At 44.0% G+C, this 12,225-nt stretch carries 10 protein-coding genes and 1 pseudogene; all 11 read left to right on the top strand.

Translation table 11 applies throughout. From position 1 onward, the window contains the following. Window positions 1-359 precede the first annotated feature (359 nt). The 11 genes and pseudogenes from QT992_RS31805 (at window position 360) to QT992_RS31755 (ending at window position 12,033) form a co-directional block, all read left to right on the top strand. Window positions 360-959 (top strand): hypothetical protein, encoded by a 600-nt coding sequence (locus tag QT992_RS31805; RefSeq protein WP_333343078.1) that lies wholly within the window; start codon window positions 360-362, stop codon window positions 957-959. Window positions 960-1,043: 84 nt separating this feature from the next. After that, complete coding sequence (locus QT992_RS31800) at window positions 1,044-1,298, top strand: hypothetical protein (protein ID WP_333075830.1); 255 nt, start codon at window positions 1,044-1,046, stop codon at window positions 1,296-1,298. Between the two features lie 182 nt (window positions 1,299-1,480). Continuing rightward, window positions 1,481-2,774, top strand: a pseudogene (locus tag QT992_RS31795) (RNA-guided endonuclease InsQ/TnpB family protein). 43 nt (window positions 2,775-2,817) lie between these two features. Next, the gene (locus QT992_RS31790) at window positions 2,818-3,177 is read left to right on the top strand and encodes a metalloregulator ArsR/SmtB family transcription factor (protein WP_333315877.1); all 360 of its coding nucleotides are present in this window, start codon (window positions 2,818-2,820) and stop codon (window positions 3,175-3,177) included. Between the two features lie 116 nt (window positions 3,178-3,293). Next, window positions 3,294-4,322 (top strand): PstS family phosphate ABC transporter substrate-binding protein, encoded by a 1,029-nt coding sequence (locus QT992_RS31785; RefSeq protein ID WP_333343002.1) that lies wholly within the window; start codon window positions 3,294-3,296, stop codon window positions 4,320-4,322. Between the two features lie 37 nt (window positions 4,323-4,359). Further along, window positions 4,360-5,511 carry an ACR3 family arsenite efflux transporter gene (arsB, locus tag QT992_RS31780; protein ID WP_333343001.1) on the top strand — a complete coding sequence of 384 codons (1,152 nt, stop codon included), beginning with the start codon at window positions 4,360-4,362 and terminating at the stop codon, window positions 5,509-5,511. Window positions 5,512-5,517: 6 nt separating this feature from the next. Then, window positions 5,518-6,174 (top strand): arsenical resistance protein ArsH, encoded by a 657-nt coding sequence (gene arsH / locus QT992_RS31775; RefSeq protein ID WP_333343000.1) that lies wholly within the window; start codon window positions 5,518-5,520, stop codon window positions 6,172-6,174. 36 nt (window positions 6,175-6,210) lie between these two features. Beyond that, window positions 6,211-6,606, top strand: a complete 396-nt coding sequence (arsC, locus tag QT992_RS31770; protein WP_190732266.1) for an arsenate reductase, glutathione/glutaredoxin type — start codon at window positions 6,211-6,213, stop codon at window positions 6,604-6,606. 557 nt (window positions 6,607-7,163) lie between these two features. Continuing rightward, window positions 7,164-8,150 carry an arsenosugar biosynthesis radical SAM (seleno)protein ArsS gene (gene arsS / locus QT992_RS31765; protein ID WP_333320324.1) on the top strand — a complete coding sequence of 329 codons (987 nt, stop codon included), beginning with the start codon at window positions 7,164-7,166 and terminating at the stop codon, window positions 8,148-8,150. Window positions 8,151-8,447: 297 nt separating this feature from the next. Continuing rightward, window positions 8,448-9,173, top strand: a complete 726-nt coding sequence (locus tag QT992_RS31760; protein WP_333320322.1) for a TVP38/TMEM64 family protein — start codon at window positions 8,448-8,450, stop codon at window positions 9,171-9,173. Window positions 9,174-9,606: 433 nt separating this feature from the next. Beyond that, window positions 9,607-12,033, top strand: a complete 2,427-nt coding sequence (locus QT992_RS31755) for an ATP-binding protein (RefSeq protein WP_333320320.1) — start codon at window positions 9,607-9,609, stop codon at window positions 12,031-12,033. Window positions 12,034-12,225: the final 192 nt, after the last annotated feature.

Below are 12,225 nucleotides of genomic sequence, written 5' to 3'. Positions count from 1 at the left end.
TGTTAGACTAGCAACGGTTAGCAGAACCCTATGAAGCGTCAAGAATCACCGCGCATTTATGCCGGTGAGTATTTCAAAGAAAGCATTGGACAAGCAGGCAAATATACAAATACCCCCCAGGGCTGTTTCATTCTCCGTAGGGGCCGTGCCCCCGTGCCGGCCCTCTTGGTCTGATCAGCCGATCGAATCGTCTAGGTCGGGGGTAGGCACGGGGAGTAGGGGTAGCACTACCCCTACAAAATTCATGTTTTTGGTGAGAATGAAACAGCCCTGAAATACCCCCGCTTCAAATTTTAGCGCCTCAAGTGATATAATATTAGCTTCTGAAAAACACTTAATTTTTCGGGAGAGGGAGTTAAATGCCCTACAATCAATTTAGCATAGAACAAATTAAGGCAACTTTCGGCATCACCTTGGCTAGAACGGTTGGCTTGTTTGCCGATCTCCCTGAAAGAGAACCAAGCAGTTTTTTGCAAGAAACTTTGCAATTCAATCTGCCTTTAGCACTAGAAATTAATTCCGAGAAAGCTCGCTCCGAGCTAATTATCGCGCCAATATTAGTTGAGATAAAAAAACGGCTACCGGAACGGATGAGTTTATTTTCCGGTCGAGAATTCAATGTAGACGCTGCTAGGGGGTTGAGCGGTTATTGCGATTTTCTAATTAGCCGATCGCCGGAACAGCTAGTCATTGAATCCCCAGTTATCGCCTTGGTTGAAGCCAAAAATGACAACATCCAATCCGGCTTAGGACAGTGCATGGCAGAAACGATCGCAGCACAAATATTTAACCAGCGTCAAGAAAATGACATTCAGACAATTTATGGAGTTGTCACAACTGGTAGTATCTGGAAATTTTTCAAATTAGAAGGAATTGCGATCGAGATTGACACCAGCGAATATTTTATTAATAATGTTGGTAAAATTCTCGGTATCTTAATAAATTTTATAGAGTCTTGAGTGAAACCAGAATGTATTATTTAAGCTGCTGCGTGCAAATCGCAAGTTAAAATAGTTGTTGATATCCTTTAACCAAAGCCAGCCATGAATCAAGCGCCCAATCCCTTTAACTCAAATCCCTCCAATCCGCTAGACCCCTTGGAGCAAGAAGTTGACGAGCAAGGTGAAGCATTGCCGAAACAGTACCACCCGGCAACTAAAAAAACTCTGCAAAAAGTCTTTATCATCCTGGTAGTTGTCGGGGCAATCATTGGGGGAATTCTATCTATAGGGGTGATTTCGCTGATGCAGAAGGCGGGACTGACAGATGTGCCGGCAAGGGTACAGAATCCTAAGTAATCAAGTCCGAAGGATCTGTCGATGCTGAATGCACTGATTTTCTGGGATGAAGCTTGAGAAACTATGATGTTTTGTATTGTAAAACTTCATTGAGTTTATAAGCAATTATAAACAATAATGGTATTCTATTGTTGTGAGTGTTGAACAAGGAATACGCATAGCCCAAAAAACGCAAGTCTCAAATGCAACTAACACAGAGGCACATCATTAAATCAACGGAACACCGTTTCGCCCAAATTGACGAACTAGCTTTCAAGTCCAAAAACCTCTACAATGCCGCCAATTACGTCATTCGTCAGAGTTTTATTTATGGATGGGGTTATGTCAATTACAACGAAATGAATCGTTTGATGAAGTCTCACGAAGCATATAAGGCTTTGCCTGCCAAGGTCAGTCAACAAATCTTGATGGTTTTAGACAAGAATTGGAAATCGTTTTTTGAGGCTGTTAAAGCTTACAAAGTCGATCATTCCAAATTCACAGGTCGCCCAAAACTACCAAAGTACAAAGATAAGGTCAAAGGGCGAAACCTTCTCATCTACACGATTCAAGCAATTAGTAGTAAACAGTTGAAGAAGGGGATTGTCAAGCTTTCTGGTACTGACTTTTTAATTAAAACTAAAGTCAATCCTGACCAGATTTGCCAAGTTAGAGTGGTGCCGAAATGTGATTCCTATGTAATTGAGGTAATTTATGATGCTTGTACTGAGCGTAGTCGAAGTGAACCGGAGTCCACCATCGACAATGCCAACTCTGTAGCTAGTATTGATTTAGGATTGGATAATTTAGTGGCGTTAATTTCAAATCAACCGGGATTTCTCCCTTTGTTGATTAACGGGCGACCATTGAAATCGATCAACCAGTTCTACAACAAGCGAAAATCACGATTACAATCCCAGTTAAAAGGGAACCGCAAAATATCACCCCGAATTCAGCGCTTAACTCGCTGTCGCAATCAGAAAGTTGACAATTACTTACATCATGCTAGCCGTCTAATTATTAACCTTTTGCTCACCAAGCAGATTGGGACGCTAGTAATTGGCAAGAACGCGCAGTGGAAAACAGAAATTGATCTAGGGAAGCCAACCAACCAAAACTTTGTTAGTATTCCTCACTCTCGATTGATTGAGATGTTGGAATACAAAGCTCAGTTGGTAGGAATCGATGTAATTGTACAGGAAGAATCTTACACATCTCGCGCAAATTTTTTGGGTTTAGATTCAATCCCTGTCTACGGGAAAACAGAAAAAGCTCCTGTGTTTACTGGTAAACGAATCAAGCGAGGTTTGTACAAAACATCGACTGGTCGGTTAATTAATTCTGACGTGAATGCAGCGTATAACATTCTCAGAAAAGCAATCCCAAATGCGTTCAGCACTCTTGATAGGGAGCTGCGTAGTTGGGCCAATGCGGGTCGATCCGCTCAAAGTGAAAGGGAAGGGGGAGGGACTTGAAGCCTCCCATGTCATGCAATAAATGACTATACTTTTACCAGCTATGGATGTTTTCTAAATAATTGATGCTTAAAAATTCTACGGCTGCGCCCGATCGCATTTCACAGCCGCCAATTTCGGAAAAACTTGTCTCCTCCGGCTTTCACGCTCTTTCTGACCCCCTGCGGATTCAGATTTTGGAGTTGCTGCGGGAACAGGAGTTGTGTGTTTGCGAATTGTGCGATCGGCTTTCTGTCCCTCAGCCTAAACTCTCTTTCCACCTCAAAACCTTGAAGGATGCAGCTTTAGTCCGCAGCCGCCAAGAAGGGCGCTGGATTTACTACAGCCTCAATTTAGCTCAGTTTGTCGCCCTGGAACAGTACCTAGCCGAATACCGCCGCTTCAGCCAGATCCTGCCGGCGCGCCCTTGTTTCGACGCAGATTAACCCATCAACATTTCTTAATGTGTTGATTGCCTGTTTGTCTTCCCTCATACTTGACATATCAAATTTTATTGATATGATTCCAGTGTATCCCTTAGTTATGGCATTGGGTGAGGTCAATGAAGCCAGCAGAAAAGCCCAAGGCTTTCGCACTAAGTATAATTGCTTTGATCATAGGTGCGATCGGGCTTCTCAGCTCCTGCGGACAAGTCCAGTCGCCAGAATCGCAAAGCATTAAAATAGACGGTTCCAGCACCGTGTATCCAATTACGGATGCGATCGCCAAAGAATATCAAACTACCAATCCCAAAAAAGCATCAATTACTGTTGAATTCTCCGGTACTGGTGGAGGATTTAGAAAGTTTTGTGCTGGCGAAACTGACATCAGCAACGCCTCGCGCCCCATCAGCCCAGGGGAAATGGAAGCCTGCAACAAAGCTGGCATCCGCTACTACGAATTACCTGTCGCATTTGACGCGCTCACAGTAGTAGTCAATCCCAAAAATAACTGGATAAAAGACATTACTGTAGAGGAACTAAAAAAACTTTGGGAACCCGCCGCCCAAGGAAAAATTACCCGCTGGAATCAGATTCGACCTAATTGGCCAAATCGACCTATAACCCTTTACGGTGCCGGCAAAGATTCCGGTACATTTGACTATTTCACAGAGGCAACAGTAGGTACTGCGAAAGCCAGCCGTACCGACTATACAGCTAGTGAAGACGACCAAGTTTTAGTGCAAGGAGTTATTAAAGACGAAAATGCTTTAGGTTACTTTGGATTGTCGTATTACGAAGACAACCAAAGTCAATTGAAAGCTGTAGGTATTGACAGAGGCAAAGGAGCAGTGTTGCCATCCCGCGAAACTGTAGAAAAAGCTCAGTATCAGCCCCTGGCACGACCTCTATTTATCTATGTCAACTACAACTCGGCTCAAAATAAAGTAGAACTACGCAACTTTGTAGAATTCTACATGAAAAAAGCTCCGACCTTAGTTAGTTCTGTGGGTTATATTCCTTTACCAAAAGAAGGCTATCAACTAATTTATCAGCACTTCTACAATGGGAAGGTGGGCACAGTTTTTGGTGGTCAAGCTCAGCTTGACTTGACTATTGGCGAGTTATTGCGACAGCAGGCTAAATTTTGAGTTTTTCTCATGAATTTTCACTTACCAGTTAACTAAAATGAACCATCCTCAAGCCACTAACTCACCTGTCCAAGCAGGAAGCAAGCTCAGTTTTTTTGAAAGATACCTCACCCTTTGGGTATTTCTTTGCATTTTAGGCGGTATTATTCTCGGTAGACTATTCCCCAGCGTCGCCGTCACCCTTGATGCTCTCAGCTTTTATCAGGTGTCAATTCCTATTGCCATTTGTCTATTTTTTATGATGTATCCCATCATGGTAAAAATAGACTTTACCCAGGCGGCCCATGCAGCGCGAACGCCCAAACCAGTAATCTTAACATTAGTCGTCAACTGGGTTATCAAACCATTTACAATGGTAGCATTTTCTCAGTTTTTCTTAGGTTGGCTATTTCGCCCCCTCATTACCGGCACAGAAATAATTCGTGGCAGTGAAGTCTCCATCGCTAGTTCCTACATTGCGGGTACAATATTATTAGGAATTGCCCCTTGTACTGCGATGGTTTTAATGTGGGGATATCTCTCCTACGGCAATCAAGGACATACCCTCGTTATGGTTGCTGTTAATTCCCTAGCAATGCTGTTTTTATATGCACCATTAGGCAGATGGCTGTTAGCAGCCAATGATTTAGTTGTTCCTTGGCAGACAATAGTATTGTCTGTATTCATTTATGTCGGTTTGCCCTTAGCCGCCGGAATGTATAGCCGTTTCTGGATTTTCAAACATAAAGGGCGAGAATGGTTTGAACGAGAGTTTATGCAATATCTGAGTCCAGTTGCTACGGCTGCCCTTTTGATTACGCTAATTCTTTTGTTTGCCTTCAAAGGAGAGTTGATTGTTAATAATCCTCTGCACATTCTTTTAATTGCTGTGCCTCTGTTTATCCAGACAAACTTCATTTTCCTGATTTCTTATGTAGCAGCTTTAAAACTCAACCTGTGCTACGAAGATTCAGCACCGGCCGCCCTGATTGGGGCCAGCAATCATTTTGAGGTAGCGATTGCTACGGCTGTGATGCTTTTTGGCTTAAACTCAGGTGCAGCCTTGGCTACAGTAGTCGGTGTTTTAATTGAGGTTCCAGTGATGTTAATGTTAGTAGAATTCTGCAAGCGAACAGCATTTTGGTTTCCCCGAAAACCAGAAACTGCCTCGCTGCGAGACCCTCGTTGTTTTCCCAATTCCCATTGCTAGAATCTCATGAACGAATTTACTCATAAACCCAGAATTCTCTTTTTATACGGCTCTTTAAGAGAGCGTTCTTACAGCCGCTTGTTGGCGGAAGAGTCGGCTCGAATTATTGAGGGCTTCGGTGCAGAGGTTAGGTTTTTTAATCCTCTAGAATTGCCGATTTATGGTAGCGTTCCTGATACTCATCCGAAGGTTCAAGAATTACGGGAATTGAGCCTGTGGTCGGAGGGTCAAGTGTGGTCGAGTCCAGAAATGCACGGCAATATTACCGGCATTATGAAAAATCAAATTGACTGGATTCCTTTAAGTATTGGGGCTGTCAGACCGACTCAAGGCCGAACTTTGGCGGTAATGCAAGTCAGCGGCGGTTCGCAGTCTTTTAATGCTGTCAATACTTTGAGAATTTTGGGTCGCTGGATGCGGATGTTTACGATTCCGAATCAGTCTTCGGTTGCTAAGGCTTATCAGGAATTTAACGATGATGGGACGATGAAGGATTCGCCTTATCGCGATCGCGCGATCGACGTAATGGAGGAACTGTACAAGTTTACCTTGCTGTTGCGGGAGCAAACCGACTATTTGACCGATCGCTACAGCGAACGCAAGGAACAAGCAGCTAAAGAGGCGATCGCACTAGCAAATCGCGCCCTTGAAACATCTAACTAACAAGCACCAACTAACAACTAACAACCAACAAAAACCATGAAAAAAGTAATGTTTGTTTGCAAAAGAAACTCCTGCAGATCGCAAATGGCAGAAGGATTTGCTAAAACCATTGGAGCCGGCAAGATTGGAGTCACCAGTTCCGGGTTAGAATCTAGCAGAGTTCATCCGACAGCAATTCAAGTCATGTCAGAAATCGGCATTGACATCACAGATCAAACCTCCAACCCATTAAACGAATTCAATGCAGAAGACTACGATGCAGTAATTTCTCTCTGTGGCTGCGGCGTGAATTTACCCGAAGCGTGGGTATTGCGAGAAGTGTTTGAAGATTGGCAACTCGACGATCCCGACGGACAACCCATCGAAACTTTTCACCGCGTTCGAGATGAAATTAAAGCACGAGTTGAAACATTAGTTGACTCTCTAAAGTAAGATTAGTCTCAAAATTAGAATTCTTGCCTTGTCGGCTTTAACTCAGCTCTTGCAGTATTGTCAATAAGCCTTTTCTGAACAGGCTTTCCGGCCTGTTCCACAACAACAAAATTCCTCTTTTGTGGAACAGGCATCTTGCCTGTTATTGAGAATGGTGTAAGATGTCAGCTTTAACTGAGTTGTAGTATTGTCAATAAGGCTTTTCTGAACAGGCTTTCCGGCCTGTTCCACAAGAAAATTAATCTCCTGTGGAACAGGCCGGAAAGCCTGTTTTCAATAAGGGTGCAAGATGTGAGTTTCAATTAACTTTGTAGCGACCCGTTAAAATTTGGATCGGGGGAGCATCTCAGTTTTGTAAAAAGCATTTTTTTTATTGTAGTGCGAGCGTCCCCGCTCGCGTATTGTACAAGACGCGAGCGGGGACGCTCGCACTGTAAATGCAAAACTGAGATGCTCCCTGGATCGGTCGCATCCAAAGAATTAGTGCTAAATTATGAGAGGCGTTCCGCTGGAACGCCTCTAAATTCGTTGCGAGCACAGACCAAAAAGTTTAGCACATGATTCAGACCGCAGTCACGCCTTTCAAAAACAAAATTAACTCAGCTTTAACTAAAAAGCAGATTACAGTTTTACAAATTAATCTCGGCAAACGCTGCAACCTCGCTTGCACTCACTGCCACGTAGAAGCTAGCCCGACACGAACAGAAGAACTTTCCCCGGAAATTTGCGACCAATTAATTGAAATCATTCGCCGCTTTCCTCAAATTCAAACTGTTGACCTCACCGGCGGTGCTCCCGAAATGCTTTACGGTTTTAAACCGCTAGCGGAAGCTGCCAGGGCGGCAGGTAAAGAGGTAATTGTTCGTTCTAATTTGACGATTTACTTTGAAAAAGGTTTTGAAGATATTCCCGACTATTGCGCGCAGCACCAACTTAGAATTGTGGCGTCGCTTCCCTGCTACCAAGCTGACAATGTTGACAAAATGCGCGGTAACGGTGTTTTTGACAGTTCGATTCGGGCGCTGCAAAAGCTAAATCAGTTGGGATACGGGAAAAACCCAAATTTAACTCTGGATTTGGTGTACAATCCACAAGTGCCGGCAACAGATAAGTTTTCGCTAACACCGGAACAAGGCAAGTTAGAGCAAGATTACAAGGTTTATTTAGCCGAACATTTTGGGATTTGTTTTAATCAATTGTTCGCGATTACTAATTTGCCGGTGGGACGGACGAAGTTTCATTTGGAACATAAGAAACTTCACAAGCCTTATCTGGGGTTTTTGGAGGATAATTTTAATCCCGGTACTCTGGAACATTTAATGTGCCGCAACGAATTGTCGATCGACTATTTGGGCAATGTCTACGACTGCGATTTTAACCAGATGGAAAATCTGCCGGCGAAAACTGGCAGCGGGGAAAAGATAACTGCTGCTAAATTGCTCGAATCGGGCAGTTTAGAGGTGATTCAAGAGGTGCAAACGGCTGCTTATTGTTATGGATGTACGGCAGGTAGCGGTTCTAGCTGCGGCGGTACTTTGATTTGAGCAATACAGTAGGGACACTCCAAGAGCCCATAGGTGTCAAGTTAAGGTAGAACCCATAGTCCGGCAGGGGTTTAAACCCCTGCCTCAAAGCTAAAGTCCTCTAAAAGAGGACTGAAGAAGTTATTAGTCCTCTTGAGAGGACTTTCGCTATTAGACAGGGGTTTCAACCCCTGGCGGACTGGCGGGTGGGCGGATGGACTTGGCGGGCGAACAGCTTAAGTTGACACTAATGGGCTTTTGGAGTGTCCCTACCCTGGAAACGACGGTGTATGCAATTTAGACTGGGGAGTTTAGGTAATGAATGATTCGCGATCGCCCGGTGAAAATCCGCCGCCCTCCAACAGGTGGAAGCTGATTTTAGGGATTGGTTTAGCTGTGGCTTTAATTGCAGCGACCAGGTTTTTTAACTTTCAAGGAATTCTGAAAAATGCGCTGGAGTCGATCGCTAGTCTCGGCCCGTGGGGCCCGGCAGCTTTTATTCTAATTTACATTGTCGCAACGGTTCTATTTATCCCCGGTTCTTTGCTGACTCTCGGTTCTGGCGTTTTGTTTGGAGTCGTTGGCGGTTCGGTTTGTGTTTCCATCGGCTCGGTTTTAGGCGCAACTTGCGCTTTTTTGGTAGGGCGGTATTTAACTCGCGACTGGGTTTCCAAACAGATAGAGGGCAATCAAAAATTTAAGGCGATCGACTCCGCAGTTGCCTCTGAAGGATGGAAAATTGTGCTGCTGACGCGGCTTTCTCCCATTTTTCCCTTTAATTTACTTAACTATGCTTTTGGAGTCACGCAAGTATCTCTAAAAGATTATTTTTTGGCATCTTGGATCGGCATGATTCCCGGAACTGTCATGTATGTTTATATCGGTTCCCTGGCTGGGAGTTTGGCTGCACTCGGATCGCAAGGACGATCGCGCACTGCTGCTGAGTGGACTCTCTACGGCATTGGTTTGCTAGCAACGATCGCCCTCACCGTTTATGCAACCGGCTTGGCTAAAAAAGCTTTAGACGAAAAAATTTCCCCTTGACACCATAGCGCAAATTGGTAAAATTGTCAATAAGTATTTACCTCTCCCTTATAATACATTGCTAATTTAAAAAACTCCGTGTTTTCTCTGTGTTATTTATAATTATTTTGTTATACAAACGAGATAGAGATTAAAGATATCGTAAAGCAGTTACCTCAATTAGGTAAACCGAAGGTCAAAATATAAAGCTGATGCCAAAATAGAAGGCAAGGGTGCGATCGGAATAAGAATTGTTTGCAGTCAGGAATGCAAGTCATACCATTTTAGATTTTAGATTTTAGATTTTAGATTGCGAATGACTGATGACTACTAGGGTTGGGATCACTGGCCTACAGTTGCATTATTTTCTGAAACTGGTCTCACGACTTGGCTGATATTAATTCAGCCGAATGACCAATACCGTTTGATGAATTTGATTCGGAGAGAACATTTGATGATGCAAAACCCAGCAAATCAAGCCGGATCTGTGTCTGCGCCGCGGCCACACCAAGCAAAAAAGCTGCGCCAATTTTGGGCAAACATCAGCAATTCTGCTCAATCAGGGTGGCAGCAAGCGCACAGTCTTTGGCAGCACAGACGGCAGCGCCGCCATTTGCTGACCCTGCTAATTCTGGCCACCACGGCTTTAACCATTAGCACAACTGCTTGCATCAGCTATTTTTTTGTGCGCGGACTAATCCTCGACAATTTAAAGCAAATAGCACTATTAAAACTAGAAAAAGGCACCGATGAAATCGACCGCTGGCTCAGCAGCCGCAAAGCAGAAATAGAAACCATTGCTTACGATCCTACGGTGGGCACTCTCAATTGGCAATTAGTCGAGCCCCGGTTGCAAGGAGAAATATACAGATTAAAAGAGTATTTCATCCTGTCATTAACTCAACCCGACGGCTCATTTATCAACACTTTAGGCAACCGCGCGAACAGCAAAGACCGCCAACACTTTCAAAAAGCAATGGCCGGACAGCTCAACGTTTCCGACCCGCTGATCGGCCGCACTACAAAAGTTTCTACGATTATTATTTCAGCTCCTATTTGGGCTTTACCTCCCGCTCCCAATAAAGTAATTGGAGTCCTTTCAGGCAGCATTAAATTAGACAGAGTAGCATCTGTGGCTAATAGCTTGCAGTACGGTTCCGATAGTTATGCTTTTGCGCTCAATTCACAAGGAGTGCCAATTGTTCATCCCAACAGTAACTTAATCGGAAATATCGACCTGCCGACCCCAAGCTTTTTACAGTCAAAAGACCCCGCTCTCTCCACAATCGCGCGGCAGATGATCGACCGCCAGACGAACATCGAACTGGTAAAAATAGATAACAAATGGGTGTATGTGGCCTATGCTCCCCTCAAGGAAGTTAACTGGTCGATGGCTTTAGTAATTCCCCGCGAAAATATTGAATCCCAACTGCAAGCATTAAATTTGCTGACATCCGTAGTCGCCGGACTGCTCGTCCCGGCAATGCTAGCAGCAATTTGGCTAATTTACTCCTCCGAAAACAATCGCGCTCAAGCGGAGCGAGAAGCCATGCTCAACCGGATTGCCGGACGCATTCGCGCTTCTCTGGAATTAGACCAAATTGTGCAAAGTACAGTAGAAGAAATAGTAAGTTTGCTACACCTAGAACGGGCGGCTTTTGGTTGGTACAAACCGCCAGAAAAAAGGTTACAAATCCTGTGGGAATGTTGCCCATCTGATTCTCCGACACAAGCCATAAATTTTGAGTCTTACTTTCTCGAAAATGTGTTAGTACGGAGTGGTCAAGGCGAACCAATTATTCTTTCGAGCGACACTTGGGCCAAGGGTGTAACTCAACCGCCGGAACTTAAAGCTAATAGCTATTTAGCCGTACCTGTCCAGACTCAGAACCAGCCGCAGGGTTATTTAATTTGTAGCCACGCTACTCACTGGCTTTGGAGCCGGGAGGAAATCCAACTATTAAAAGCTGTAGCCGACCAATTGGCGATCGCAATTACTCAAGCTCACCTTTACAGTCAAACCCAAGACCAAGTAAAACTGCTTAATAGTGCCTTAAATGAACTGAAAAAAACTCAAACTCATTTAGTGCAGAGCGAAAAAATGTCATCCCTAGGTCAAATGGTGGCTGGAATAGCGCACGAAATCAACAACCCCGTTAACTTCATTTCGGCTAATTTGCCTCACACCAGCAAATATACTAAAGATTTATTAGAGTTGGTGAGTTTATACAAACAAGCCTTCCCAGAGGTTCCCCAGGAAATCGCAGATTTTACCGAAGAAATCGAGTTAGAATTTATCGAGGAGGATTTGCCGCATATATTGAATTCAATGAAAATAGGAAGCGAACGCATTCGCAGCATAGTTCTTTCTTTGCGAAACTTTTCTCGCCTGGATGAGTCTGACAAAAAGCTGGCGGACATTCACGAAGGTATAGAAAATACCTTGCTGCTGCTCTCCAACCGCATCAAAAATAGAATTTATATAGTCAAAAAATACGGAAAAGTGCCTTCAGTCGAGTGCTATCCCTCTCACCTCAATCAGGTGTTTATGAACTTGCTGAGTAATGCGATCGATGCCTTGAACGAGATCGATCGCCTGGATAAAATTATTACTATTTCCACGGGAGTAGTTCGCGAACATGGCGCTAAATTTCTGAAAGTGGCGATCGCCGACAACGGCCCCGGCATTCCCGACAGCGTTAAAGACCAAATTTTTAACCCATTTTTTACTACTAAACCGGTGGGCAAAGGTACTGGTTTGGGGTTAGCAATCAGCTACAAAATTGTAGTGGATGGACACGGCGGCAGCATCAAAATTTCTCAGCCTCCGGGCGGAGGCACGGAATTTTTGGTAAAAATTCCTATTAGTAACGCAAAGTAATACCATTGTAGATTGTAGATTTTAGATTTTAGATTTTAGATTGGGAATGACTGAGGAAATAAGTGTTTAGAGCCTGTCTAGAGTTGCATTTTTTAAACTTGTATAAGCAGGAAGTGATAGGGAGCATCTCAGTTTTGTAAAAAGCATTTTTTTATTGTAGTGCGAGCGTCCCCGCTCGCGTATTGTACAATA

This window comes from Microcoleus sp. T3_D1, assembly GCF_036700405.1.
Taxonomy (GTDB): domain Bacteria; phylum Cyanobacteriota; class Cyanobacteriia; order Cyanobacteriales; family Microcoleaceae; genus Microcoleus.
This window is presented reverse-complemented; position numbering and strand designations above follow the sequence as displayed.

What these genes read in the sequence shown, in the direction of transcription:
- QT992_RS31805 (WP_333343078.1), top strand. Translation starts at nt 360, where the DNA reads ATGCCCTACAATCAATTTAGCATAGAACAAATTAAGGCAACTTTCGGC.
- QT992_RS31800 (WP_333075830.1), top strand. Translation starts at nt 1,044, where the DNA reads ATGAATCAAGCGCCCAATCCCTTTAACTCAAATCCCTCCAATCCGCTA.
- QT992_RS31790 (WP_333315877.1), top strand. Translation starts at nt 2,818, where the DNA reads ATGCTTAAAAATTCTACGGCTGCGCCCGATCGCATTTCACAGCCGCCA.
- QT992_RS31785 (WP_333343002.1), top strand. Translation starts at nt 3,294, where the DNA reads ATGAAGCCAGCAGAAAAGCCCAAGGCTTTCGCACTAAGTATAATTGCT.
- arsB (WP_333343001.1), top strand. Translation starts at nt 4,360, where the DNA reads ATGAACCATCCTCAAGCCACTAACTCACCTGTCCAAGCAGGAAGCAAG.
- arsH (WP_333343000.1), top strand. Translation starts at nt 5,518, where the DNA reads ATGAACGAATTTACTCATAAACCCAGAATTCTCTTTTTATACGGCTCT.
- arsC (WP_190732266.1), top strand. Translation starts at nt 6,211, where the DNA reads ATGAAAAAAGTAATGTTTGTTTGCAAAAGAAACTCCTGCAGATCGCAA.
- arsS (WP_333320324.1), top strand. Translation starts at nt 7,164, where the DNA reads ATGATTCAGACCGCAGTCACGCCTTTCAAAAACAAAATTAACTCAGCT.
- QT992_RS31760 (WP_333320322.1), top strand. Translation starts at nt 8,448, where the DNA reads ATGAATGATTCGCGATCGCCCGGTGAAAATCCGCCGCCCTCCAACAGG.
- QT992_RS31755 (WP_333320320.1), top strand. Translation starts at nt 9,607, where the DNA reads ATGATGCAAAACCCAGCAAATCAAGCCGGATCTGTGTCTGCGCCGCGG.